This window comes from Candidatus Phytoplasma prunorum (assembly GCF_036924415.2).
GTDB classification, from domain to species: Bacteria; Bacillota_I; Bacilli_A; order Acholeplasmatales; family Acholeplasmataceae; genus Phytoplasma; species Phytoplasma prunorum.
In genome coordinates this window covers 16,474-42,804 of record NZ_JAZHCY020000003.1, presented here as the reverse complement: position 1 = coordinate 42,804, position 26,331 = coordinate 16,474, and the positions used below count along the sequence as shown (strand labels likewise).

Annotated in this window: 23 protein-coding genes; 19 read left to right on the top strand and 4 right to left on the bottom strand. The window is 19.5% G+C overall.

Going from position 1 to position 26,331, the window contains the following annotated elements; translation table 11 throughout:
• The first annotated feature begins 1 nt into the window (after position 1).
• The 14 genes from ylqF to V9D86_RS00115 all read left to right on the top strand — a co-directional run bounded on the left by ylqF (position 2) and on the right by V9D86_RS00115 (position 16,002).
• Positions 2 to 856, top strand: a complete 855-nt coding sequence (gene ylqF, locus V9D86_RS00180; RefSeq protein ID WP_334330791.1) for a ribosome biogenesis GTPase YlqF — start codon at positions 2 to 4, stop codon at positions 854 to 856.
• 55 nt (positions 857 to 911) lie between these two features.
• The gene (topA, locus tag V9D86_RS00175) at positions 912 to 2,849 is read left to right on the top strand and encodes a type I DNA topoisomerase (protein ID WP_334330790.1); all 1,938 of its coding nucleotides are present in this window, start codon (positions 912 to 914) and stop codon (positions 2,847 to 2,849) included.
• 46 nt (positions 2,850 to 2,895) lie between these two features.
• Positions 2,896 to 3,885 carry a signal recognition particle-docking protein FtsY gene (gene ftsY / locus V9D86_RS00170; protein WP_334330789.1) on the top strand — a complete coding sequence of 330 codons (990 nt, stop codon included), beginning with the start codon at positions 2,896 to 2,898 and terminating at the stop codon, positions 3,883 to 3,885.
• A gap of 32 nt (positions 3,886 to 3,917) precedes the next feature.
• Positions 3,918 to 5,288 carry a signal recognition particle protein gene (gene ffh, locus V9D86_RS00165; RefSeq protein ID WP_334330788.1) on the top strand — a complete coding sequence of 457 codons (1,371 nt, stop codon included), beginning with the start codon at positions 3,918 to 3,920 and terminating at the stop codon, positions 5,286 to 5,288.
• A gap of 35 nt (positions 5,289 to 5,323) precedes the next feature.
• Positions 5,324 to 6,214 carry a 5'-3' exonuclease gene (locus V9D86_RS00160; protein WP_334330787.1) on the top strand — a complete coding sequence of 297 codons (891 nt, stop codon included), beginning with the start codon at positions 5,324 to 5,326 and terminating at the stop codon, positions 6,212 to 6,214.
• A gap of 42 nt (positions 6,215 to 6,256) precedes the next feature.
• The gene (gene mutM / locus V9D86_RS00155; protein WP_334330786.1) at positions 6,257 to 7,069 is read left to right on the top strand and encodes a DNA-formamidopyrimidine glycosylase; all 813 of its coding nucleotides are present in this window, start codon (positions 6,257 to 6,259) and stop codon (positions 7,067 to 7,069) included.
• Positions 7,070 to 7,094: 25 nt separating this feature from the next.
• Positions 7,095 to 8,315, top strand: a complete 1,221-nt coding sequence (locus V9D86_RS00150) for a DnaD domain protein (RefSeq protein ID WP_334330785.1) — start codon at positions 7,095 to 7,097, stop codon at positions 8,313 to 8,315.
• A 3-nt stretch (positions 8,316 to 8,318) separates the two neighbouring features.
• Positions 8,319 to 9,119 carry an ATP-binding protein gene (locus V9D86_RS00145; RefSeq protein ID WP_334330784.1) on the top strand — a complete coding sequence of 267 codons (801 nt, stop codon included), beginning with the start codon at positions 8,319 to 8,321 and terminating at the stop codon, positions 9,117 to 9,119.
• Between the two features lie 461 nt (positions 9,120 to 9,580).
• Positions 9,581 to 11,230 (top strand): ABC transporter substrate-binding protein, encoded by a 1,650-nt coding sequence (locus V9D86_RS00140; RefSeq protein WP_334330783.1) that lies wholly within the window; start codon positions 9,581 to 9,583, stop codon positions 11,228 to 11,230.
• Between the two features lie 111 nt (positions 11,231 to 11,341).
• Positions 11,342 to 12,271, top strand: a complete 930-nt coding sequence (locus V9D86_RS00135; RefSeq protein WP_334330782.1) for an ABC transporter permease — start codon at positions 11,342 to 11,344, stop codon at positions 12,269 to 12,271.
• A gap of 20 nt (positions 12,272 to 12,291) precedes the next feature.
• Positions 12,292 to 13,137, top strand: coding sequence for an ABC transporter permease (locus tag V9D86_RS00130; protein ID WP_334330781.1), 846 nt, complete (start codon positions 12,292 to 12,294; stop codon positions 13,135 to 13,137).
• A gap of 16 nt (positions 13,138 to 13,153) precedes the next feature.
• Entirely contained in the window at positions 13,154 to 14,428 is a 1,275-nt protein-coding gene (locus V9D86_RS00125; protein WP_334330780.1) for an ATP-binding cassette domain-containing protein, read from the top strand.
• A gap of 13 nt (positions 14,429 to 14,441) precedes the next feature.
• Positions 14,442 to 15,377, top strand: coding sequence for an ABC transporter ATP-binding protein (locus V9D86_RS00120; RefSeq protein ID WP_334330779.1), 936 nt, complete (start codon positions 14,442 to 14,444; stop codon positions 15,375 to 15,377).
• A gap of 40 nt (positions 15,378 to 15,417) precedes the next feature.
• On the top strand, positions 15,418 to 16,002 hold the full coding sequence (locus V9D86_RS00115) for a lambda-exonuclease family protein (protein WP_334330778.1): 585 nt from the start codon (positions 15,418 to 15,420) through the stop codon (positions 16,000 to 16,002).
• A gap of 645 nt (positions 16,003 to 16,647) precedes the next feature.
• On the opposite strand, the gene V9D86_RS00110 is transcribed toward V9D86_RS00115, so the two are convergent.
• Positions 16,648 to 16,902 carry a hypothetical protein gene (locus V9D86_RS00110; RefSeq protein WP_334330777.1) on the bottom strand — a complete coding sequence of 85 codons (255 nt, stop codon included), beginning with the start codon at positions 16,900 to 16,902 and terminating at the stop codon, positions 16,648 to 16,650.
• Between the two features lie 1,087 nt (positions 16,903 to 17,989).
• On the opposite strand from V9D86_RS00110, the gene V9D86_RS00105 reads away from it, so the two are divergent.
• From V9D86_RS00105 to V9D86_RS00085, 5 genes are all read left to right on the top strand, one after another.
• Complete coding sequence (locus V9D86_RS00105) at positions 17,990 to 19,855, top strand: DEAD/DEAH box helicase (RefSeq protein ID WP_334330776.1); 1,866 nt, start codon at positions 17,990 to 17,992, stop codon at positions 19,853 to 19,855.
• Positions 19,856 to 19,927: 72 nt separating this feature from the next.
• A complete protein-coding gene (gene plsX / locus V9D86_RS00100; protein ID WP_334330775.1) occupies positions 19,928 to 20,962 on the top strand; it encodes a phosphate acyltransferase PlsX in 1,035 nt (344 codons plus the stop codon).
• A 1-nt stretch (position 20,963) separates the two neighbouring features.
• Positions 20,964 to 21,641: a ribonuclease III gene (gene rnc / locus V9D86_RS00095; protein WP_334330798.1), complete on the top strand. Its 678-nt coding sequence runs from the start codon at positions 20,964 to 20,966 to the stop codon at positions 21,639 to 21,641.
• Entirely contained in the window at positions 21,634 to 22,248 is a 615-nt protein-coding gene (locus tag V9D86_RS00090) for a DnaD domain protein (protein ID WP_334330774.1), read from the top strand. The genes rnc and V9D86_RS00090 overlap by 8 nt, the downstream gene beginning before the upstream one ends.
• A 148-nt stretch (positions 22,249 to 22,396) precedes the next feature.
• A complete protein-coding gene (locus V9D86_RS00085; RefSeq protein WP_334330773.1) occupies positions 22,397 to 22,900 on the top strand; it encodes a hypothetical protein in 504 nt (167 codons plus the stop codon).
• 100 nt (positions 22,901 to 23,000) lie between these two features.
• On the opposite strand, the gene pyrG is transcribed toward V9D86_RS00085, so the two are convergent.
• From pyrG to V9D86_RS00070, 3 genes are read right to left on the bottom strand one after another with little or no spacing between them, the layout of a single operon-like run.
• Positions 23,001 to 24,626 (bottom strand): CTP synthase, encoded by a 1,626-nt coding sequence (pyrG, locus tag V9D86_RS00080; RefSeq protein ID WP_334330772.1) that lies wholly within the window; start codon positions 24,624 to 24,626, stop codon positions 23,001 to 23,003.
• Complete coding sequence (locus V9D86_RS00075; RefSeq protein WP_334330771.1) at positions 24,623 to 25,498, bottom strand: phosphatidylserine decarboxylase; 876 nt, start codon at positions 25,496 to 25,498, stop codon at positions 24,623 to 24,625. Before V9D86_RS00075 ends, pyrG begins: the two co-directional genes overlap by 4 nt.
• Positions 25,499 to 25,501: 3 nt before the next feature.
• Positions 25,502 to 26,263: a CDP-alcohol phosphatidyltransferase family protein gene (locus V9D86_RS00070; RefSeq protein WP_334330770.1), complete on the bottom strand. Its 762-nt coding sequence runs from the start codon at positions 26,261 to 26,263 to the stop codon at positions 25,502 to 25,504.
• Between the last annotated feature and the right edge of the window lie 68 nt (positions 26,264 to 26,331).

Below are 26,331 nucleotides of genomic sequence, written 5' to 3'. Positions count from 1 at the left end.
TATGAATAAATTACAATGGTTTCCAGGGCATATGAAAAAAACTTTGGAACAAATTAAAATTAATTTAATATTTGTAGATGTGGTTTTAGTTATTTTAGATTCTAGAGTTCCTATTTCAAGTATGAATGAAAAACTTTTTGAAATTGTTAAAAATAAAACTTGTATAATTTTATTTAATAAAAAAACTTTAAGTGATTTTGATAAAAATAATTTTTTTTTAAATTATTATAAAAACAAAGGATTTTATGTTTTAGAAATTGATGCCAAAACAGGATTTAATGTTAATTCTATTTATAAAAAAGCTTTATATTTAATTAAAAATCAAAAAAAACGCTTTTATAAACCTTTAAAAATGATGGTTGTTGGTATACCTAATGTAGGTAAATCAACTTTAATTAATAAATTAATAAATAGAAAAGTTGTTAAAACTGCAAATATTGCTGGATTGACTAAAAATTTTCAATGGTTAAATTATAATAATGTTTTTAAATTATTAGATACACCTGGAGTTTTATGGCATAAATTTAAAGAAGAAAAAATAGGTATGTCTTTAGCTTTAATAGGAGCAATAAAAGATACACTTTTACATTTAGAAATTTTATTAAAATATACTTTAAATTATTTAAAAAAATATTATTGTAATTATTTAAAATTATATTTAAATTTAAGTATGGATGAAATAGAAAAAGATAATTTATTAGAAATTATAATGAATAAATATAATTGTTTAATTAATTGTAAAAATATTGATATTATTAATATTTATCATATTATTTTAAAAAAAATAAGAGATAAATGTCTAATTAATATTAATTTAGATTTAGATTTTTATTATCATTCTAAATTAATTGTTTAAATATTTTTTTTGATTTATATTTATTTAAAATTATAAGGGGTTTATTAGTAAAAAAATGAAAAAATTAATTATTGTTGAATCTCCTTCTAAAGCAAAAACTATTTATAATTTTTTAAATAAAGAATTTTTAGTTTTATCTTCTAAAGGTCATGTTAGAAATTTATCTTTAACTGGTAAGGATGGTTTAGGAATTGATATTGAAAATAATTTTAAACCTAATTATAAAATTATTAATGATAAAAAAAAAATTGTTCAAGAATTAATTCAATCCTCTAAAGGTAAAGAAGTTTTTTTAGCAACCGATCCTGATAGAGAAGGTGAATCTATTGCTTGGCATTTATCAGAAATTTTAAATTTAAATCCTAAATCTAAAAATAGAATTATTTTTAGAGAAATGACTCAAAATTTTATTATTAATTCAGTGAAAAATCCTCAAAAAATTGATATAATGCTTGTATCATCTCAAGAAACTAGACGCATATTAGATCGTATTATCGGATTTAAATTATCTAAAATAGTTAAGCGTTTACATTCAAAATCCGCTGGTAGAGTACAATCGGTAGCCTTAAAATTAATTGTAGATTTAGAAAATAAAATAAATAATTTTATACCAGAAGAATATTATTTGATTAAAGTTGTTTTTGAAAATTTTCAAGCAGATTTGTTAATTGATGGTTCCAAAAAAATAAAAAAAGAAGAAACTCATGAAATTTTAAAAAAAATCAAAAGTAAACCTTTTATAGTTAAGAATATTGAAAAAAAAAACGTAAATAAAAAACCTCCTATTTCTTTTATTACTTCTACTTTGCAACAAACTGCTTTTAATGAATTTAATATGAATTCGTCACGAACAATGATAATAGCGCAAAGACTTTATGAAGGTGAAATTAATATTGATGGAGAACGTACAGGTTTAATTACTTATATGAGAACTGATTCTAATAGAATTTCTTTATCTTTTATAGAAACTGTACAAAAATTTATTAAATATCATTATGGCGAAAATTATTTAGGTTTTTATCAACAAAAAAAAAATGTCAATTCTCAAGATGCTCATGAAGCTATTCGTCCTACAAATATTAATAAAACCCCTGAAAGCTTAAAGAAATATTTAAAAGCAGATGAATACCGACTTTATTCATTAATTTATTATAGAACATTGTCTAGTTTAATGAAATCTGCTATTTTTGAAAATACTAAAGTTTTTTTTCAATCTGTTGATTATATTTTTATTTTGGAAGGTTTAGTTAGAAAATTTGATGGTTATCAAAAAGTTTTAAATATTGATAATAAAGATAAAATTTTACCTAATTTTTCTTTAAAAGAAGTATATTATCCTAAAGAATTTATTAATAAGCAATTTTTTACTACTCCTCCAAAACGTTTTTCTGAAGCTACTTTGATTAAAACTTTGGAAAAATTAAATATCGGCAGACCTTCAACTTATTCTCAAATTATTAAAACTTTAAAAGATAGATTTTATGTGATTTTAGAAGATAAAAGATTTGTGCCTAACGAACAAGGAATTTTAACTAAAAATATTTTAGAAAATTTTTTTTCTGATATTATTAATGTTGAATATACATCGCAAATGGAAAAAAAATTAGATCAGATAGCTATAGGTAAAATTAACCCAAAAACTATGTTAGAAAATTTTTATCATTATTTTAAAAATTTATATGATATTGCTGATAAAAAAGTAATTAAAATAGTTCCTAAAATTACAGATAAAAAATGTTCTTTATGTAATAAATTTTTATTAATAAAAAAAGGATGCTATGGTGAATTTTTAGGTTGTAGTGGTTTTCCTAAATGTAAATATTTGACTTCTTTTTTAGAATATGAACATCATAATAATATAAATGATTCAAAATGTTCTTTATGTAATAAATTTTTATTAATAAAAAAAGGACGCTATGGTGAATTTTTAGGTTGTAGTGGTTTTCCTAAATGTAAAAATATAGTAAAATTAAAAAAACATGATAAAAAATAATATTTATAAAAATAATTAAAAAAATTTTTACGGAGCGTATTAAATTATGTTAGATTTTTTAAATAAATATTTTTTTAAAAAAAAAGAAAAACAACATAAAATTCATTTTAATCATAATAAAAATGATTTATATAATTTTAAAAAAATTTTAAATTTAAATTCTAAAATTAATGATAATTTATTAAAATCACTAGAAATTTTATTTATTCAAACAGATATATCAATTGAAACTGTTATTTATTTAATGACAGAGATTAAAAATCAAATAAAAGAAAAAAAAGTAATATATTCCAAATATTTATCATCAATAATTTTTGAAACAATGTTGAAATTGTATCAAAAAGATGATCTTTTAATTGATCAAAAAAAATTAAATTCTTTTTCGAATGAAATTTTTGCTAAACCCCAAGTTTATTTATTTGTAGGTGTAAATGGCGTTGGTAAAACAACTACTATTGCTAAAATGGCTAAAAAATTTAAAAATAAACAAAAAAAAGTTCTTTTGATAGCTGGTGATACTTTTAGATCAGGAGCAGTTGAACAATTAAAAATGTGGGGTCAAAGAACTCAAATTACAGTTTTTTTTAAAGAACAAGCCAAAAGTCCTTCTAATGTTATTTTTGAAGGTCTTCAATTAGCAAAAAAAGAAAACTATGATATTGTTTTATGTGATACAGCAGGTAGATTACAAAATAAATTAAATTTAATGTCAGAATTGTCTAAAATCAGAAGAGTTATTCTCAAAGTTTTAAATTATGAACCACAAGAAACTTTTTTAGTTTTGGATGCTATGATGGGTCAAAATGTTATTGATCAAGTATCTATTTTTCAAAAAAATGTTTCTATAACTGGTGTTATTTTAACTAAATTAGATGGTTCTTCTAAAGGAGGATTAATTTTCACTATTAAACATTTATATAATATTGATATAAAATATATTGGTATTGGTGAAAATGTTGAAGATTTAATTTCTTTTGAAATAAAAAATTATATTTTAAGTTTTTTAAAAGATTTTTTTGAAATATCGAAAATTTAAATTAAAAAAAATATAAGGAGAATACAATTATTGTGGATTTTTTAAGTAATAGTTTTCAAAAAATTATTAATAAAATAAAAGGTATCAAACTTATTAAAGAAAAACATATTGAAGAGATAATGGAAGAAATTCGTTTATCTTTATTAAAAGCTGATGTTAATTATGAAGTGGTAGAAGAATTTAGTGCAAAAATTAAATCTAAAGCTTTAGGTCAAGAAATTTTAAAAAGTTTAAATCCAGATCAACAAGTTATTAAAATTTTAAATGATACTTTGGTTGAGATTTTAAATTCAAAAAATATTAATCTTAATTTTGCTAATAATAATGAAATAACAACTTTTATGTTGATAGGTTTACAAGGTAGTGGGAAAACAACTACTGCAGGTAAATTAGCCGTTTTAGCTCGTAAAAAGTTTCAAAAAAAAGTTTTATTGATTGCTTGTGATATTTATCGTCCAGGAGCTATTGAACAATTACAAGATATTGGTAATAAAATTAATATTAATGTTTTTTTTAAAAAAGATGTTACTGTGGAAAACATTATTTCTGAAGGTTTAAAATATGCATCATTAAATCAATATGATGTAGTTATTGTTGATACTGCTGGTACTTTAAGTATTAATAAAGTTATGATTCAAGAATTAAAAATGATTAAAAATTTATCTAATCCTTCAGAAATTTTGTTAGTTATTGATGTATTATTTGGTAAAGAGATTGTAAATGTTGCTAAAACTTTTAATGAAAAACTTCAAGTAACAGGTGTTATTTTAACAAAAATGGATGCTGATGTTAAAGGAGGTGCTGTTTTATCTGTTAAAGCTACTACTAAATTACCTATTAAATTGATGTCTTCTTCTGAAAAAAATGATGATTTAGAAGTTTTTGATGCTAAACGTATGGCTTCTAGACTTTTAGGCATGGGTGATATTTTAACAGTTATAGAAAAATTAACTGATAATATAGAACAAAAACAAGGTAAAAAAATGATAGATAGATTGTTAGAAGATGATTATAATTATTATGATTTTCAAAAACAATTAAAAATGTTAAAAAAAATTGGTTCTATCGGTAGCTTATTAAAGTTAATTCCTGGTTTATCTTCTAAATTTGGTAATTTAAATTTACAAGATTTTGAATTAAATAAATTTGAATCTATTATAAAAAGTATGACTAAAGAAGAAAAATTTAAAACTCATTTGATTTCTTCAAGTAGCCGTAGAAGAATGAGAATTGCTAAAGGTTCAGGCGTTAAACAAAAAGATGTTTTAAATTTAATTTCTTTATTAGAACAACAAAAAAAAATAGCTAAAAAAATGGGTAATTTTAAACAAAATAAAATAAATTTAGAACAAGATCCTAATTTTATTTTAGAAAAAATATTAAATCAAAATAAAGATAAATAAAAATTTATTAAAAAGTTTAAATTACAGGAGATTAAATGAAAAATTTAGTGCTAGTAGATGGCAATTCTTTGATGTTTAGGGTTTATTACGCTACAATTAATACTAATAATATAATTAAAAATAAAAAAGGTGTTTATACTAATGCTTTATTAGGTTTTATAAATATATTAGAAAAAATTATTGCCAAAAGTAAAGATTATATTTTTATTGCTTTCGATGCACATCATTTAACTAAAAGACATGAAATATATGCAGATTATAAAAAAGGTCGTCCAAAAACTCCTTTAAGTTTAATTAGTCAAATTCCATTAATTAAACAATATTTAGAACTTTCTGGTATTAAATATTATGAACAAAATGGTTATGAAGCTGATGATATTATTGGTACTTTAGCTAAAAAAGCTAGTAAAAAAAATATAAAAGTAGAAATTTTTTCAAGTGATAAAGACTTATTACAATTAGTTGATGATAATATTACTGTTTGTTTAATGAAAAAAGGAATTTCTCAAGTTGAATATTATAATCCGACTAGTTTGTTTTCTAAATATGGTTTGAATGAGTGTCAAATGATTGATTTTAAGAGTATGGTTGGTGATAACTCTGATAATATAAAAGGAGTTTTAGGTATCGGGCCTAAAACAGCTACTAAACTATTACAAAAATTTTCTAATTTAGAAAATATTTTTTCTTCTTTAAATATTATTAAACCTACTATTAAAAATAAATTAATATTATTTAAAGAAAAAGTTTTTTTTAATCGTTTATTATTAACTATTGATTTATCAGTTCCCTTACCTTTTAATTTATTAGATACTAAGATAAAAGATATTGATTTTAAAGAATTAATAACTTTTTATAAAGAAATGGAATTAGAAATATTAATTTTTAAATTACAAAAAAAATATATTCGAGATAATATAATTTAAATTCAATATTTTTAAAAAAATTATTATTTAGGTTAAAGGAAAATGCCAGAATTACCAGAAGTAGAAGTTGTTGTTAGATCTTTAAAAAAAAAATTAATAGATAAAAAAATCATTAATATAAAAGTTTTCTATGAGCCTATTGTTGGTAAATTAGATATTTTTAAAAAAATTTTAAATCAAAAATTTTTAAATTTAACTAGAAAAGGTAAATATTTGATTTTTTTCTTTAGTAATGAATTAGTTTTAGTGGGACATTTAAGAATGGAAGGTAAACTTTATTTTAAACCTTCTAATGAAATTATTACAAAACACGAACATTTTGTTTTATTTTTGGAAAATAATATTTCTTTGAGATTTCAAGATACTCGTAAATTTGGTCGTTTTATAGTTTATGATCAGAAAAATTATTTAAAATATAGTAAATTAGATCAGTTAGCTTTAGAACCATTTGAATTTTCAACTTTTGATTTTTATCAAATTTTAAAAAATAAAAAGAAATCTATTAAGAATAGTTTATTAGATCAAAAAATAATTGCAGGATTAGGTAATATTTACGCAAATGAAGTTTTATTTTTATCAAAAATTCATCCAGCTAATCGTTCTTGTGATATAACTTTTGAACAAACAGAAAAAATTTTAAAGCATGCTAAACAAATTTTTAAAAAATCTATTTTATTTGGTGGAACAAGTATAAACACATTTGATGCTTTAGGCATTCAAGGCTCTTTTCAAAAAAAACTTTTAGTGCATGGTAAAGAAAAACAAGCATGTTTAGTTTGTTATAGGCCGATTATTAAAATTAAATTAGGAGGACGTGGGACTTATTTTTGTTCTAATTGTCAAATTAAAATTTAATTAATGTAAAAGGGGTGATGTACTAATGTTGTCATTAAATAAATCTTTTAAAATTAAAAATAATATTAATTTATCTTCTAAAGATTACCAAGTTTTAAATTTATTATATAATCCTTTAATTGGCTTAGAAGCGATCGGACTTTATCAAACATTTTATTCTTTGTCTTTAAAACAGAGTGTAGAATTTTTTAAAAATTATCAATATTTATTTTTATTTGATTTATTAAATATTCGCGAAAATTATTTTTTAGAATTAAGTCATAAATTAGAAGCTTTTGGATTATTAAGCACTTACATAAATAATGAAGAAATAGTTTATGTTTTAAATTCTCCATTAGAATATCAATGTTTTTTACAAGATCCTATTTTAGGAGAATTTTTATTAAGTGAAATAGGTATTAAAGTTTATACTTTATTGGTTAATTTTTTTCAAGTGGAAGAAATTAACACTAAGGAATATAAAAATATTAGTAAAAAATTTCAAGATCTTTATGAATTTAAAAAAACAAATTTAAAAGAAGAATATATGGTTTTTAAAAATAAAAAAAATTCAGTTCAAAATTTTTTCGAAAGTGATTTTGATTATGAAATTTTTTTAGATTTTTTACCAGAACGTTGTAAAAAACCTATTTTAGTAGAATGGAATACTATTGATTATTTAAAAAAGTTAAGTTTTATTTACGGTTTGACTCCTAGGGCTTTAGCTGAACTTTATGTTTTAACTTTTAAAAATAATGATAAAAATGTTGTAAATTTAAATATGTTAAGGATTAATTTAAATAAAAAAAATTATCAAAAATATTCTAATACTAAAAATATTTTTTATAAAAAACATAATAATGATGAAGAAGAAATGATTAATTTTTTAAAAAATGTTTCGCCTCAAAGAATTATTAAAAAATATTGTCAAAATAATTATCGTTCTAGTGTTAGTGAAACAGTTTTTAGTTTAATAGAGAGAAATAATGTTGAAACAGGAATGATTAATGCTTTATTAATATATATTTTAAAATTTAAAGAAGGAATTTTGCCAACTGTTAATTATTTGGAAACAGTTTTGAAAAATTGGTTTAAGCAAGGTATTATTTCTACTGAGGATGCTTATGATTTTTTAATTGAAGATGAAAAAAATATTAAAAAAGTTAAAAAATATGAAAAACATAAACCAGATTGGTTAAAAGATGTACAAAAAGAATTATCTTTAGAAGATGATAAATCCAAAAATTCAAATTATAAGGAAAATTAAATTATGTCTTTTTTAGAAAAATTAAGAAGAGTTATTTCCGAAGATGAAGAAACTAAAAAATTAAAAGTTCATGACAATGATGTCATTTTAGTATATAATTATATTCAAAGTAAAAAACAAAAAAATATTTTTGGAAGTCGTTTAATTTTAAAAACTAAACCTTTTTTTCATACTGTCACTGTATCTACTAAACAAACACGTAAAATTGAATTTGAAAAAAAATTAGAACAACAACATAATTGGTTTAATTATGATTTAAATTTTGATGATATTTCTTTAGAAAATTTTAAAATTAACGAATCTAAAAAAGAAATTTTAGTAAAAGATTTTAAAAAAATTTCAAATAATTTTATATTAAATAATAAGGGTTTTTTTTTACATGGACCTTTTAACACTGGTAAAACATATTTTTTAAAAATTATTGCTAAAGAATTAATTAAACAACAAATTCCTTTTATCTTTGTTCTTATGTCTGATTTAGTTAGACAATTTAAAATTATTTCGTGGCATAATGAAGTTTTAGAGAATAAATTAAATTATTTAAAAAAAGTACCTTATTTATTTTTAGATGATTTAGGAACTGAACAAATGAATCCTAATTTTCGTGATGATATTTTATTTTCTTTATTAAATTATCGTTTAGAAAATAAAAAACCATTATTTATTAGTAGTAATATGAAATTAAATGATTTAGTTGAACATTTTAAATTTCAAGAATTTAATAGTGATGTTAAGGCGAATAAAATTGTTGTTAGAATTTATAAATTAACTAAATCTTATTCATTTAAGGAACTTTTTATTTAAAAAAATTTTATTTTTTTAATTTTTAGTTATTTACAAATTAAATTCAAATATAATTTTATATATTAATTTAAATATTAAAAAGTTAATATTTAATGATAAAATAAAAATATATATAATTTAATTTTAAATTATATATATTTTTTTTATTTATCATTTTTATTTATATTTATATATTTTATATTAGTAAATATTATTAAAATTTTAAATTTATTTTTATATTAATTTACATTATTTTAAAATTATAGTAAAATTTATATTAATATTATTTTTATGTTTTATGTAAAAAATATTAACAAAGTATAATATTAAATTATAAAAAAATAATTTTTTTATGATTATGAGTGATATTAAATAATGTTAATTAATATTTGTTAAAATTTTTTACATAAAAATTATAAAATTTAATAATTTTTTAAAATAATAATTAAAAATAGAAAATGATGGGGTGAATATTAAATTATATGTTATGGAATGATTATTTATCTAAAATTAAAAATAATAAGTTTTTAATTATAATTATTTTATTATTATTTTTATTTTTTGGAATGGTTTTTTATTATTTATTTTTTAAGTCTAAATCTATTGTTGGTAAAGAATTAATTATTAAACAAAAAGAAATTGTTAATAATGTTGATTATCAAGTAGACCATAACTTATATGATGAACGTATGTATGATTTCATACACGAAGGTTTAACAGTATATAATTATAATGATAATATCAATATATATGAACCACAAAAATTTGTTTCAAGTTATGAAGCTATTAAACAAGATGGAGATATTATTGTTGGATATAAGTTTATTTTAAAACCTAATATTAAATTTCATAATGGTAAATATTTAAAACCTTCTGATATTGTGTTCACTTTTAAAAGAGGTCTTGAAAAAAAACCAAATGATTCTGTATTAAGCAAATTAAATATTGATAAAATTTCTAAAACATGTGATAATAATAATAATACAATTGAAATTTATTATAAAGACGATATTGATACATCAAATATGTTTTTGGAATTAAGTCGAATTTATATTTTAAACCAAGAAGCATTTGAAGAAAATAATATACAGAACCAAAATATGGGTTATAAGATAGGTTTAGGTTATTTTTATCTTAAAGAATTTAAAGAAAATGACAACGATGATGTTGTTTTGGTACGCTTTAATGATTTTTATGATAAAACAATTCAAAATAATTTTGAAAAAATTATTTTTAAAAAAATTGAAGATGAAACAATGGCAATTCAATCACTAAATAATACTGCAGATAATACAATCTTGTTGGATATGAACAATATGAATATTCAACCTCAACAACTAAATGATAAAATTAAAAAAATACCAATTCATAATTATTCATTACGTTTTTTTATGTTAAACTGTAATACTACAAAAGAAAATGTTAGAAAATTAATTGCTCAAAGTTTAGATATGGATAAAATTTTGAGTGAATTAGAAATAAAATCAGAAGATTATTCCATACCTAAAAGTTTTATTTATCATTCAGAATTTTTAGGATATGAAGAAAATCCAAAATTTTCTTTAAGAGATTCACAAGAGGAATCATCACTTACAAAACAAAAAGTTGCGAGTTTAAACTCGGAAGATAAAATACTGAAAATTTTAAGACCTAATTATAGTGGCGTTACAAAAAGAATTATCGAAAAAATAATTTTAGCTTTAAAAAATATTGGTTTTCAAGTAGAAGATGAAGTATCACCAGATTTTAATTTAATGATTAAAAAATGCAGTAAACCAGATTCTAAACATAATATTTGTTTTTTTGCTAATTCTTTTGATAATTTCGATATTTCTAGTGACATAAGATATTATTTTTACGTTTCTGATTTAAATTCAGAAGACACAAATAAAATATCTTTTTTTCAAGATGATGAATTTAAAAAATTAATAGAAAATATAGATAAAATAGATCGAAATCATTCTAAAAAAGAGAGACTAAAAAAAATAGGACAAATATTAAATCAAAAAATACCTGTTTTTCCTATAAACGTAGATAAAATGGGAGTAAATATAATGTTAATGAATAAAAATATTCAAGGTATTAAAACTCATTGTAACTTTATAAATTTTAAAAACGCTTTCATTACATAAAACTTAATTAATTATTAAAACACAAATTATTAAAATTTAATAATTTGTGTTTTTATGATATAAATAAAAACAATAAATATATAAAAATAAATAGTAATTAGGTGTTAATTAATGAATTTTAAATATATTTTAAAAAAAATATTATATTCATTTATAATTTTTATTTCTATTTGTGTTATTATTTTTTTAATGTTAAAATTAATGCCAACTGATCCAGTAGATATTATTTTAGGAAATAAAACTTCTGAATCAAATAAAATGAATTTAAGAAAAAAATTAGGATTAGATAAACCTGTTTTAATACAACTAAAAGATTATTTAATTAAAATTTTAACTAAATTTGATTTTGGTGAATCTTATCATGGTGATAAACAATCAGCTTTATCATTATTTTTAAAAAAAATTAAACAAACTTTAAAGTTATCTTTTTTGAGTGTTTTTTTTGCATCTTTTATAGGAATTTTTTTAGGAATTAAAGCAGCGATTTATCAATATACAAAAATAGATTATTTTATTATTTTTTTTTCCGTTATAATGATTTCTTTACCAACCTTTCTTATTGGTTTTTTATTAAAATCAATATTTGGAGTTTATTTAGGTTGGTTTCCTTTGACTGGTTTTAATAATATTTCAGAAATGATTTTGCCTGTTATGACAATTTCTTTATCATTAAGTGGTTCTATTTTGAGGATTACAAGAATCAATATGATTAAGACTTTGGAACAACCTTATATTGTAACAGCTTATGCTAAAGGTTTAAATAAAAATACTATTATTTATAAGCATGCTTTAAAGAACGCATCCGTGCCTATTATTTCTTATATTGCTTTAAGTTTTAGTTTCTTAATTAGTGGTTCGGTAATTACTGAAAAAATTTTTAGTATTCGCGGAGTAGGTAGTTTAATAGTTGAACATTTTCAACAAAATGATTTGTTTGTAGTTTCATGTTGTGTTATTTTACTTTCTTTACTTGTTATATGTGTAAATATAATTTTAGAAATTATTTGTTCTTTTTTAGATCCTAAATTAAAATTACAATAGAAAAGATTATGATTAAATATATGTTAAAAAAAATAAAAAATAAATTTAAAATTTTTTTAAAAAATAAAGCAGCTTTTATTAGTTTTATTTTTTTAGTTTTTTTAATTTTAATTAGTTTTGGATTACCTTTGTTTAATATTTTACATAATCCTCTAGAAGATAAATTTTCTCCTTTTTTGCCAATTAGCATTAAACACTTTATGGGAACAGATGCAATAGGTCGAGATTTATTTAGTAGAATAATTGCTGGTTCTAAAAATTCTTTTACAATAGCTTTTTTTTCTGTTACGATTAGTTTATTTTTTGGAAGTTTTTTAGGAATTATAGCTGGTTATTTTCGTGGTATTTTTGATTATATAATTAATTTTTTTTGTGATATTTTGATTGTTTTTCCAAGTATTGTTATTGTTATTTTATTTTTAATGTTTTTTAAAAATGGTTTTGGTCAATTGATTACAATTTTAAGTATATTCAATATCGTATCTTTTATTAGGGTAGTAAGAAATAATACTTTGAAAATATGCAAAAATGACTTTATAAAAGCATCTAAAGCTTTAGGAGCAAGTAACAGTAGAATTATTTTTAAACATATTTTACCCGGAATTATTCCAAATTTAATGATTGTTATTAGCAACAGTATGTCTTCTGTTATTTTATCTGTTGCTGGTTTAGGTTATTTAGGATTAGGTTTAGATAGTAGTATTCCTGAATGGGGTTATATTTTAAGTAACGGTCAAGAATATATTCATCTTTATCCTTATTTAGTTTTTTTTCCAGCTGTTATGATTTTAATTACTAGTTTATCTTTTAATTTAATAGGAGATGGTTTGACTGATATTTTTGATCCTAAAAAACAAAATATTTAAAGAAAGTTTGGTTTATATGATTTTATTAAAAACTCAAAATTTACAAAAAAAATTTGTTGTTAAAAAATCTTTTTTATCTAAAAATAATACTTTTTTAACAGTTAATAGAAATATTAATTTAAATATTTTTACTAGAGAAACTTTAGGAATTGTTGGAGAATCAGGTTCTGGTAAATCTACTTTAGGTAAAGTAATTTTACAGTTATCTAAATTAAATAAAGGAAATATTTTTTATTATGGTTTAACTTTAGATGATTTTACACCTTATTATGTAAAAAAAATAATTTATCAATTGCCTAAAATAAATTTAAATTTACAAGATTTTTCTCAACAAGAATTATATGTTAAAGATACTAAAAATCATCAATTTTTAAAATTATTAGGTATTTTATGTTTATCTTCTGAATTATTAGAAATTAAAAAATTGTTGTTATTCAAAATAAAAATTCAAAAACAAAGAAATAATTTTAACAAAAAACGGTTAAATCAAGAATTAAAAAATATTGAAAAACAACTTCAACAAAAAAAAGATATTCTTAAAAACCATACTTTATTTAATTTATATGAATCTTTTGTTGAAAAAGGTATTGACTTAACACTTTTAAATGAAAATGAAAAAAGATTTTTAAGAAAAGATTTACAAATTATTTTTCAAGATTCTTTTTCTTCTTTAAGTCCTTATTTGACTATTGGTGATATTATTGGCGAAGGTTTATTAATTCATCGTATTGTTATTAATAAAAAAGATCCTTTTTATCAAAAAAATATTTTAGAAATGATGCAAAAGTGTGGTATAAATAAAAATTTTTATCATCGTTATGCTTATGAATTAAGTGGTGGTCAAAGACAAAGAATTAATATTGCTCGTTCTTTGATTTTAAAACCTAAGTTTGTTATTTGTGATGAAGCAGTTTCATCTTTAGATGTTACTTTACAATCTCAAATTTTAGATTTATTGAATTCATTAAAACAAAATTATAATTTAACTTATTTATTTATTACCCATGATTTAGGAGTTGCGCATTATATTTGTGATAGAATTGTTGTAATGTATTTAGGTCGTTTTTTAGAAATGGCAAGTTCAGAAGAAATTTTTAAAAATCCCTTACATCCTTATACTCAAAAATTAATTAATTCAATCCCTTCTTTAGAAAATCAATATTTTATATCAAATAGAAATGTATTAAAAAATACAAAACAAAATTATATTTTTTCTAATGATTTTTTAAAAGATAATGATTGGTATGAAATTAAGCCTAATCATTTTATTGCTTGTACATTGAAAAGATAAAGGAAAATTTAAAATGATTTTATTAAAAGTTAATGATTTACATACTTATTTTAACACTAATAAAAAAATAATTAAAGCAGTAAGAGGAGTTTCTTTTACTTTAGAAAAAGGTAAAACTTTAGGTATTTTAGGAGAATCTGGTTCAGGTAAAAGTCAAACAGCTATGTCTATTTTAAAATTATTTACTAAAAATCAAAAAATTTATCAAGGCGAAATTATTTTTAATAATCAAATAATTTCTGAATTTTCAGAAAAACAAATGCAAAAAATTAGAGGTAAAGAAATAGCTATTATTTTTCAAGATCCAGTTATTAGTTTAAATCCTAGTTTTAAAATTAAAAATCAGATTATAGAAATTTTAATTTGTCATCAATTAATAACAATTGAAGAAGCTTTAAAAAAAACTTTAGAAATTTTAAAAAAATTGAAAATTAATGATCCTGAACGTGTTATGGAGTTATATCCACACCAATTATCTGGCGGTATGTGTCAAAGAATTATGATAGCTATGGCTTTAGTTTGTGAACCTAAAATTTTAATTTCTGATGAATCTACAACTGCTTTAGATGTTATTGTACAAAAAGAAATTTTAAGTTTGATGAAAATTATGCAAAAAAAACATCAAACATCTATTTTATTTATTACTCATGATTTGGGAGTTGTTTCAGAAATATCAGATGATGTTATTGTTATGTATAAAGGAAAAATTGTTGAAAAAGCAGATATTAAAGAAATTTTTAACAATCCTTTACATCCTTATACAAAATCTTTACTAGCTAATTTTTTAAAAACTGGTTGTTTAAATTATAATAATAATATTGATATTGATTTTTTTAGTGCCGAAAATAAAGTTTTTGATTTTTTTAATTTTAAAAATTATAAAAAAGTTGATCCAGATTTTTTTGAAGTAAATAAAAATCATTTTATTTTGTGTAATTTAAAAAAATAATTATTTTTTTAAATATAAAATAAAGGAAAATAAAAAAATTATGAAAACAGAAATTAAAATTAAACAAAATTCTAAAGAATGGCATGAACATCGTAAAAATTATATCAATGCTTCTGAAGTTGCTAGTTTGATGGGTTTGAATCCTTTCGAAAGTAAAGAAGAATTAATTAAAAAAAAGATTTTTAAAATAAAATTTAAAACTAATGATTCTATTGAACATGGTAAAAAAACTGAAAAAAAAGCTAATTTATTTTTTAGTTTAAAAATGAAAAAAAATTATGTACCAACTGTTTTTATTAATGATATTTTTTCTGCTTCTTTAGATGGTTATCATAAGGAATCTAATAGTTTATTGGAAATTAAATGTCCTATTAATAAAGAAAGTAAATCTTGGGAAGGTTTTTTTAAAAAAGATATTATCCCTATTTATTATTGGGCTCAAGTTCAATGTCAAATTTTTTGTAGTGAATGTGATAAAGCTTATTTTTTGGTTTATTTTAATGATGATGAATATAAATTTATTGAAGTAATAAAAGATGATAAATTTATTCAAAAAATGATTTTCGAATCTAAACTATATAAAGTTGAAATTGATCGTATTTTAATAGATTTTGAAAATAAATAAAAAATATACATATTATGAACTAAGAAAATTACATTATTATTAGAAATAACAATAATAAATTAACAAAATTATTTATTAATTTTTTCTAATTTATTATTGATTAATTTTTAAGTTTTATTTATTTTCTAATAATATTTATTTAGATTTTTAAAATTTTTATTTTTTACGTTTATTTAATATGAATATTAAATAAACGTAAAAATGTAGTAAATAATTTCTGTTTATCTTTAATTATTTTATATTTATTTTTTATTTTTTATTGTTATTAAAATTAATTTTTTTAAAATTTTAATTTTTTTTATTAATATTCATTATAATTTTTAAAAATTAATTTTAATTATTGTAATTATTTTAAAATTTTATGTTTTTATTGATAATGATTTTTTTGATTTTTAATCATTATTATTTTAATATTTTATTTTTAAAAAATGATTACTAAAAATATTTCAAATTTTAAATAATAATAATATTTTTTAATCACATTAGTAGGAAGAAAATTAATTAATTTTTTTTTTAAAATAATTAAAATATAATAAAAATTTATATTTTTTTATTTCTACAATAAAAAAAGAACGTTATAAAAACGTTCTAATTAAATAAAATATTTACTTTTTATCTTTTTTAATATTAATTTATTAAATATTTTTAACTATATTCAAATTTTAAAGTAATATTAAATTTATTATTTGCTAGAATAAAATGTTTATTTGTTGTATTTGGATCGGAATTTTTATAATCTTCATTTTTTTCTAATAACTCGAATACAATATTGTCATTTGTAAATTTAATTTTATAATTTAATATTAAATATATTTTGTCATTTTTGTTATTATTAATATTTTCAAAAAAATTTTTTTTATTTTCGAAAATATGCGAAATTTCAAAATTTTCTTTTGACAAAATATTATTATTATCATTATCAAAATTTAACCAATTTTCTTGTTTATCAATATTGTTGATTATTATCTTTATATTTGTTTTTTCTTTTGCCGTTATTTTAGGATGTAAAGAAATTTCATATTCATTTTTAATTATATCTTTTTCTAATGAAAAAATTTTTTCTGGGACAAAAATATTTTTAGCTATTTGTCTTTTTATAATTTTATCTTTAATTAAAAATTTTTCTGATGTATTAACTTCTTGTTGTTTTTTATGAAATTTTTTTAATTCTTCTTTAAGATTTTTGTCTTTAGAATTAAAATGTTCTGAATTTGTTTTTTTTATTGTAATAACATTTGAATTATTAATTTTTTTTAATTCATTTTCTTCAGCAATATTAATAGTATTTAAATCTTTTATTTCTAAACTTAAAATTTCTTCTTTTTTAGCTTCTAAATGATTAGGTAGTAAGTTATTAATATTATTATTTGCTTCTGTTTGGCTTTCTTTTGGCTCTATTTCAGAAGTATTGTTATTGGTTGATGTTGTTGCTATTACTAAAAGACCAGTACTTATTAAAAATAAAATTAAAATTAATAGAATTGTAAATGTAATTATATATTTTTTTTTATTTTTATTTATTTTTCAATTCCTTCTTTCTTTAATTTTTATAAATTTAAATTTTAGATTTTTATTATTTATAATATTTTTAAAAATAAATTATAAAAAATAATGATTTGTTTTTTAATTAATATAATATTTTAATTTTTGTTGTATGATGTAATATGGGATTTGTTATATTTTAATAATATTACTACTTAATTACTATAACATAGTATTTTTATTTTTTAAATAATTTTTATAATATTTAAAAAAATTACTATGATTAAATTATGTTATAATAAAAAATGAATTTAATTAAAATAAAAAAATATTATGTTTTTTTATTTTAATTAAATTCATTAATGATTTTTAAAAGTAATTTTAATATAAATAATGTGAAATTAATTAATATAAATTTTCAAAAATAAAATATTTAACTATTTTATTATTTAAAAAATAAATTTATATTAATATTTATAATTATTTTTAGGACGTGATTGATTATTTGAATAAACTAATAACCCCTTCAGATTTTATTTTAAATTTTAAGTTAAAACAAAATAATATAAAAAAATTTATTGATTTAATAAAACAAAAGCCTAAAAAATACGAAAATTATATATTAACTGAAATTAAAAATTTAGAACAACAAAAAGATGTTATGCTTTCTGGAAAAATAGTAACTCTTCCAAAATTACTCAAAAAAAAAGTTTTTCGTATTCATTTTAAAATTTTTTTAGAAAATAATATTTTAATTGAAGTAGTAGTTTTTAACCATTTATATTTACTTGATATATTAAAGATAAATCAAATTATTATAGTTAAAGGTAAATATTATAATGATAAAAAGACTATAATAGCTAGTTTGATAAGTACTAATTTAAAAATTGATTTTAATATCCAGCCTATTTATAATTTAAAAGATATTTCAGATAAAAATGTAACTAAAATTATTAAATATATATTAAATAAGTATCCCAAATTAATTAAAGAAAATTTACCTTTAAAAATAATAAAAAAATATAATTTAATGACACGACAAGAAGCTTTTAAAAATTTACATTTACCAGAAAATAATCAAAAATTAAAATTAGCTTTACAAAGATTAAAATATGAAGAAGCTTTTATAATTAATAAAAAATTGTTTCAAATTAAAAAAAATTTACCATCTAAAGAACCTTTAAAATATAATATTCAATTAGTAAAAAAAATTATAACTACTATTCCTTTTGAGTTAACTTTAACTCAAAAAAAAACTATTAATTCTATTTATAAAGATTTTAAAAAAAAACATCAAGTTGAAAGGTTAATTCAAGGTGATGTAGGTTCTGGAAAAACTATTATAGCTTTTTTATCTGCTTTTGGAGTAATTACTGCTAATAAACAAGTTTTAATGATGGCTCCAACAGAAATTTTAGCACAACAACATTATCGTAATTTTAAAAAAATGTTTCCAGAAGTAAAATCAGTTATTTTAACTTCTAAAAATAAAAAAAGAGAAATTTTAAAAAAACAAATTAAAAATAATGAAATTCAAATGATTATTGGAACTCATATTTTGGCTAATATAGATTTTTTTTCTTTAGGTTTGGTTATTATTGATGAACAACATAAATTTGGTTTAGAAATTAAACAAAAAACTATTGTTCAAAATCAAACAGCAGATATTATTTATTTAACAGCTACTCCCATTCCTAAAACTTTAGCTTTAACTTATTTAGAAAATATTGAAGTTTCTTTTGTAGAGAAAAATGAAATGTTAAATAAAAAAGTTATTACTAAACAAATAAAAAAAAGTCAAATGTTAGAAGTTTTAAAAAAAAATCAAAAAAATAACTTAAAAACTTATATAGTAGTGCCAGCAATTAAAGATAATAAAAAAAATTTTAACATTGTAAAAATAACTGATTATTTAGAAAAAGCTAATATTGATAATTTATATATTTTACACGGCAAACAAAATAAAGAAAAACAAGAAAAATTAATTAAAGATTTTATTAATAACAAAAACGGTATACTTTTATCTACTACTATTATAGAAGTTGGTATTGATATTCAAAATGTTAATACTATTATTATTTTAGGTGCTAATTATTTTGGTTTAAGTCAATTACATCAATTAAGAGGCAGAGTTGGGCGTGGATATAAACAAGGATATTGTTTTTTAATTGCTGAAAAAGAAAATGATCGTTTGAAAATTTTACAAAAAGAACATGATGGTTTTGTATTAAGTAATTATGATTTAAAAAAAAGAGGACCAGGAGAATTTTTAGGTTTTAAACAAAGTGGTTATTTTAAAAATAGATTTTTAAGATTACCTCAAGATTTTAAAATTTTAAAACAAACTAAAAAAGATATAGAAGATTTATAATAATTATAAAATATAAAAATATTATTAATGAATTATTTTAATTAAAAATTTAATAAAAGAGGTAAATATTTTATGATGACTCGATTAGCTATTGATGTCATGGGTGGAGATTTTGCACCAACTGAAATAATTAAAGGTACAATTATGGCCCTATCGACAACTTCTAATTTAGAAGTTACTTTATATGGAAATAGAAACATAATCAATGTTTTATTAAAAGAAAATATAAGTAATAAGTTTTTTATAAATATTACAAAAAAAATAAAAATAGTTCATACTGATAATTTTTTAAGTATGGATGTGCAAAATTTAAGAGAACAATTAAGAATTAAACCTGATGCTTCTATGTTTTTAGCTTTAAAGGATGCTAATGATAATAAGGTAGATGGAGTTATTACTGCTGGTCCCTCTCAAGCTTTAGTTTTAGCTTGTCATTTATTTATTAAAAAATTTGATTTTATGAAAAGAATTGCTTTTTCTCCTATTTATAATTCTTTTGATAATAAAACACGTATTTTATTAGATGCAGGTGCTAATATTGATTTAAAACCAGAAAATTTATTATCGTTTGCTATTTGTGCTACTGTTATATCTAAAGAATTATTAGATATTAAAAATCCAGAGATAAAGTTACTTAATATAGGTTCTGAAAGTTCTAAAGGAAGATTTTTAGAATTACAAACTTATAAATTACTTAGTGAAGAAAAAAAAATTAATTTTGGTGGTAACGAAGAACCACAAAATTTATTAACTACTACAGCTGATATTTTATTAAGTGATGGTTTTACTGCTAATATTGTTTTAAAAACTTATAAAGGTACTGTTTATAATTTAAGTAAGGCTTTTAAAAAAATTTTGACTGATGGTTTTTTTGTTAAAATTATTAGTAAATTATTTTTTGGTAAACGAATTAAAAATATGAAAAAAAAAATCGATCCTAATGAAGTTGGTGGAGCTATGATTTTAGGTTTAAAAAAGATTATAATTAAAGCTCATGGTTCTTCTGTAGCTTATGCTTTTTGTAAAGCTATTTTGCAAGGTAAAAAATTAATAGAAGTTGATGTTGTTGATAAAACATCGAAATATTTTGATTATGATAAGAAATGAAATGTTATTGACATTAATTAAAAAATTAAAAATTAAACCTAAGCAAATATCTTTATATAAAATGTCTATTACTCATAGTTCTTATGCGAACGAAAATAAATTAAAAAAAAAAGATAATGAAAGATTAGAATTTTTAGGTGATTCTGTTATTAATCTTTTAATGGCAGATTATTTATATACAAAAAAAGACAAAGAAAATGAAGGTTTTATGAGTAAAAAAAGAGCTCAATCTGTTTGTGAAGATTCTTTAGTTATTTATGCTAAAAGTATTCAACTTCAAAATTATATTTTACTTGGTAAAGGAGAAAAAAATAAAAATATTAATAATTCTATTTTGGCAGATGCCTTCGAAGCTTTATTTGGCGCTATTTATTTAGATTTAGGTTATTATATAGCTAAAAAGGTATTTCGTTTGATTGTAATTCCTCATTTATCAAAGATTATTGATAATATTGATTTTAAAACTCAATTACAAGAATTAGTTCAAAGTCGAAAAAAAACAATTAGTTATTTTATTACTGAAGAAAAAGGATTTGATCATTCTAAAGAATTTATAGCAGAAATTTTTTTAGAAAAAAAATCTGTCGGACATGGTTCAGGAAAAACTAAAAAATCTGCTGAACAAGATGCAGCTAGATATGTTTTTAATAAATTATCTAAAGGAGAAAAAAATGATTAAAAAACTTTATGAAGAAGGTAATTTATTAATTGAAAATATTTTAATTAAAGAATATAATAAATTAAAATTAAGTATTAAAGAATTAACAGTTTTACTTTTTTTATTTAATTCTTATAAAGAAAAAACTTTTTCTTCATCAGGATTAGCAAAAAAAATTGGTTTTTCTAAAAATGAATTAGAAGAAATTTTAGAACAATTAATAAAAAAAAATTTTTTTCATTTATTTTCGCAAACTAAAGGAAATAAAATTATTGAAGTTTTTAGTTTAGATAAAACTTTTGATAAAATAAAACAACTTTATTTAAACGAAGAAAATAAAAAAATATTTGAAAAACAAAAAACTCAATTATCAGAAACAATTGAAATTTTAGAACAATTTAAAGGTAATTGTTTAACTTATTATGAGTTAGAAATTATCAAAGATTGGTACCAAAATAAAAAATATGATCATTATAAGATTTTAGAAAATATTAAACAAGCTAAAAAATTAAATAGATTATCTGTTAATTATATAGAAAAATTATTGAATCAAGAAGATTTTTTAAATTTAGAACAAAATGATAAAGCTGATCAAATTTTAGATAAAATTTTTAAAAAAATTAAATAAAAAATGTAATATTTATTTGATTTTTTTAAAAATTAAATTTATATTATTATTTTATGTTATAATAATCAGTGTATTAAATTAACAATGATTTATTAATTAGATTATTATAATTTAATATAAAAAATATTCAAAGAGGAGAAAAAAAATAATGGAAACAAACCAACAAAAAATGCTTATAGTAGTTGGGTCAATTTTTGGTGTTTTAGTTTTATATTTTGTTTTAGCTTGGTCTATGAGTTTTTGGCCTTTTTCTGTAGAATTAAATAAACAAGAAATTTTTTCAAGTGAGTTGAATTTAACATTAGATTCAAATTCATTAGGAGAAAATGTTTTTACAAAAGTTGTTGCAGAAAGAAAAAAAAATTTACAAGAACAAGTAACTAAAAAAGTTGAATCATTTATAACATCTGCTAACAAATTATTAACAACAGAACCTGATGCACAAGATAAAAAAACCCTGTTTAACCAAGCAAAAGAATCATTAGGGAAAATTAAAACAGCAAATAAAACATTAACAGATTATAATGAAGAATTTTTTGCAGAAAGTTCAAAAACAGCATCAACAGCAACCTTAAAAACAGATATTAAAAAAGTTGCAGACGAAATTGTAATATTTAAAGAAAATATAAAAAATGCTTTTAATTTAAATTAATTTCAATTTTAATATTAAATAAAAAAATACTAATCTAATTATCATATATTTATTAAAAAATAAATATATATTTTTTTAGTTAGTATTTTTTTATTTAATATTAAAATGTTTTAGTTGTAATGATGGTTTTAATAAAATTTTTAAACAAAGGATGCGGTCTTAAAGGTCTTGATAAAAATTCAGGATGAAATTGTACTCCGATAAACCATATATGATTTTTTAATTCAATAATTTCGGGTAAATTTTCTTTATTATAAAAACCAGATATTATAAAATTTTTATTTTTTTCAAATAATTTAATATACTTAGAATTCATTTCATAACGATGTCTATGTCTTTCATAAATTATTTCATTTTTATAAATATTAAAAATTTTGCTATTAAGTTTTAAATTACATTTGTATAAACCTAATCTTAAAGTTCCTCCTAAATTTAAATTATCTATTTTAGGTTTAATAACTGGAAAAGAAGTTTTTTCATTAATTTCTGTAGAATCAGCATCTTTTAAATTTAAAACATTTCTGGCGTATTCAATAACTGCTAATTGCATTCCTAAACATATTCCAAAAAAAGGAATGTTATTTTCTCTAGCATATTTTATAGCTATTAATTTACCATTAGTGGCTCTAGAACCAAAACCACCAGGAACTAAAATACCATCACATTTTTCTAAAATTATTTGTACATTTTTTTTATTTATATTTTCTGAATTAATCCATTTAATGTTAATTTTTACATCGTAAAAATAACCAGCATGTTTTAATGCTTCTACAATTGATAAATAAGCATCTTGTAATTGAACATATTTTCCCACTAATCCAATATTTATGTTTTTTTTTAAATTTTGAATACGTAAGATTAGTTTTTGCCAACAAGATAAATCTAAATAAATTATTTTTTTTTCTAATTGAAAATGTTTTAAAATAAAATTATCAATACCTTGATTAGATAAATTAATAATCATTTGATATAAAATATTTACATCTAAACTTTCGAAAATTGCTTCTTTTTCTACATCACATAAAGAAGAAATTTTTTTTTTGATATTTTCTGAAATAGAACTATGACTTCTTAAAATTAAAATTTGCGCTTGAATTCCTAATGATCTTAATTCTTTAATACTGTGTTGTGTAGGTTTTGTTTTAATTTCCTTAATCGAAGGTAAATAAGGAATTAAAGTATTGTGAATATATAAAACATTATGATAACCGCAATCATAACGCATTTGTCTAATTGCTTCTAAAAAAGGTAAAGATTCTATGTCTCCGACAGTTCCTCCAACTTCCACAATTAATATGTCTGCTTTAGAAAATTCAGCTGCTTTAAATAATCTTTTTTTTATTTCATCAGTAATATGGGGGATAACTTGAACGGTATTTCCTAAATATTCCCCCTTTCTTTCTTTATTTATAATTTCTTTATAAATTTTACCTGTAGTAATGCTTGATTCTTTAGATAAATTTTCATCTAAAAATCTTTCATAATGCCCTAAATCTAAATCTGTTTCAGAACCATCATTTGTTACAAAAACTTCGCCATGTTGATAAGGACTCATTGTCCCTGGATCAATATTAATATAAGGATCGAATTTTTGAATAAAAATTTTTAAACCCCTATTTTTTAAAATTTGACCAATCGAAGCTGCTGTAATACCTTTTCCTAAACTAGAAATTACTCCACCAGTAATGAAAATAAATTTAGTATTATTGCTTTTTAAATTTTTCATTTTCTTTCTCTTTTTTTTCCAATAGCTTCACCTATATTTATTTTAGTTTCACATTTATTTAATGTATTTTTAAAAAAAATATCATCAAATTTAACTATATTTTTTTTAATTAATAAAATAATAGTGGAACCACCGAAAGCAAAAAATCCTTTTTCTTGTCCTTTTTTAAAAGATTTGTAATTATGATTGAAAATTTTTCCAACAAATAAACCACCTACTTCTATTTGTATAATTTTTCCAAAATTTTTTGTAAATAAAATGTTATATTCTCTATAGTTTTCACAAAAAACGTTAAATTTTTTGAAAGAAATTGGATTTACTGTATGGAATTTACCTTTTATTTTAACATTTTGATTTTTTAAAATACCATCATCAACAAAAATGTAACGATGGTAATCATTTGGTTCCAATCTAAAAATTAAGCAATAATCATTTTTATATTCTTCAGCTAAATTATTATTTTTTAATAAATCATTTAGACTGTAAAAATTATTTTTAATATTATAAACATTATTTTTTTTGATTTTGTAAAAGTTTAAATTTGATTCACAAGGACTAATAAAAATTTTATTATTTTTTTCAAAAATAATTTTTTTATATTTACGAATAAAAAAATCATTATAAGAAAAAAATTTTTGTTTTTCGAATAAATTTAAATCTATTTTATTTTTTTTTATGATTTTTTTGATATGTATTTTAGAAAAAGGTGTTTTTGCATATAAACCAAAAATAAAAGAAATAATTTTAGATATTAAAATTTTTAAAAAAAATCTTTTTAAAAAATTTTTTTCTAAATTAGAATATAAAAATTTTTGACTTTTACTAGATACTTCTTTTTTAATAATTTTTCCCTTTCGATTTATTATTTTCATAATTTATCTATTTAATTTTATTGCTTCAAATGATTTAAATAATATTAGTAAAATAATCATCAAACAAGAGAAAAAACTTAAAATATTTATACATTTTTTTTTAGGTTTTTTTATTTTAATTTTGGGAAAAACAAATAAGAAGGTTAGAAACATTAATAAAATGAAATAAATATTAATAATTATATAATTTAAATTTATTTGATTTTTTAAATTATATTTTTCTGATATTTTTGATATTATTGAATAAATTAAAATAACGCAAGGAAAAACAATAGCTGAGAAAGTTACTGGAATTCCTATAAAAATTTTTGGATTATTATTAGGAATTTTTTTGTGTAAGTTTTCTTCACTTATTGTATTAAAATAAGAAAGTCTAATTAAAGTTGCTAACATATAAAAAGAACCTATAAACCAAAATAAAATATAAAGTTCTGGTGATTTTATTGATAATAAACGTTCTTGATGATTATCTGGAAGATTATCATGATTTTTGATTAAAGCATAATTAATAAAAATAGGTAAACAACCAAAACTAATTATATCTGCTAAAGAATCAATTTGAATTCCGTATCTTTTTTCAAAAACAGTTCTATTTTTTTTACTACGACTTACTAATCCATCAAACATATCGCAAATACCTGAAATTAATAAACAAATAGTTGCTAAATTATAATTATTGCTTGATGCTAAACCAATTCCTAAAAAACCGACAAACAAATTTAAATAACTTAGAATAGTTGTATAATTATATATTCCTAACAACATATTTAATATCCTCATTTTTCATATAAAAAAATATTGATAATTGAACAAAAATAAATATTATTTATCTT

Coding starts and splice junctions, on each gene's coding strand:
- ylqF (WP_334330791.1), top strand. CDS start 2: ATGAATAAATTACAATGGTTTCCAGGGCATATGAAAAAAACTTTGGAA.
- topA (WP_334330790.1), top strand. CDS start 912: ATGAAAAAATTAATTATTGTTGAATCTCCTTCTAAAGCAAAAACTATT.
- ftsY (WP_334330789.1), top strand. CDS start 2,896: ATGTTAGATTTTTTAAATAAATATTTTTTTAAAAAAAAAGAAAAACAA.
- V9D86_RS00160 (WP_334330787.1), top strand. CDS start 5,324: ATGAAAAATTTAGTGCTAGTAGATGGCAATTCTTTGATGTTTAGGGTT.
- mutM (WP_334330786.1), top strand. CDS start 6,257: ATGCCAGAATTACCAGAAGTAGAAGTTGTTGTTAGATCTTTAAAAAAA.
- V9D86_RS00150 (WP_334330785.1), top strand. CDS start 7,095: ATGTTGTCATTAAATAAATCTTTTAAAATTAAAAATAATATTAATTTA.
- V9D86_RS00145 (WP_334330784.1), top strand. CDS start 8,319: ATGTCTTTTTTAGAAAAATTAAGAAGAGTTATTTCCGAAGATGAAGAA.
- V9D86_RS00140 (WP_334330783.1), top strand. CDS start 9,581: ATGTTATGGAATGATTATTTATCTAAAATTAAAAATAATAAGTTTTTA.
- V9D86_RS00135 (WP_334330782.1), top strand. CDS start 11,342: ATGAATTTTAAATATATTTTAAAAAAAATATTATATTCATTTATAATT.
- V9D86_RS00130 (WP_334330781.1), top strand. CDS start 12,292: ATGTTAAAAAAAATAAAAAATAAATTTAAAATTTTTTTAAAAAATAAA.
- V9D86_RS00125 (WP_334330780.1), top strand. CDS start 13,154: ATGATTTTATTAAAAACTCAAAATTTACAAAAAAAATTTGTTGTTAAA.
- V9D86_RS00120 (WP_334330779.1), top strand. CDS start 14,442: ATGATTTTATTAAAAGTTAATGATTTACATACTTATTTTAACACTAAT.
- V9D86_RS00115 (WP_334330778.1), top strand. CDS start 15,418: ATGAAAACAGAAATTAAAATTAAACAAAATTCTAAAGAATGGCATGAA.
- plsX (WP_334330775.1), top strand. CDS start 19,928: ATGATGACTCGATTAGCTATTGATGTCATGGGTGGAGATTTTGCACCA.
- rnc (WP_334330798.1), top strand. CDS start 20,964: ATGTTATTGACATTAATTAAAAAATTAAAAATTAAACCTAAGCAAATA.
- V9D86_RS00090 (WP_334330774.1), top strand. CDS start 21,634: ATGATTAAAAAACTTTATGAAGAAGGTAATTTATTAATTGAAAATATT.
- V9D86_RS00085 (WP_334330773.1), top strand. CDS start 22,397: ATGGAAACAAACCAACAAAAAATGCTTATAGTAGTTGGGTCAATTTTT.
- pyrG (WP_334330772.1), bottom strand. CDS start 24,626: ATGAAAAATTTAAAAAGCAATAATACTAAATTTATTTTCATTACTGGT.
- V9D86_RS00075 (WP_334330771.1), bottom strand. CDS start 25,498: ATGAAAATAATAAATCGAAAGGGAAAAATTATTAAAAAAGAAGTATCT.
- V9D86_RS00070 (WP_334330770.1), bottom strand. CDS start 26,263: ATGTTGTTAGGAATATATAATTATACAACTATTCTAAGTTATTTAAAT.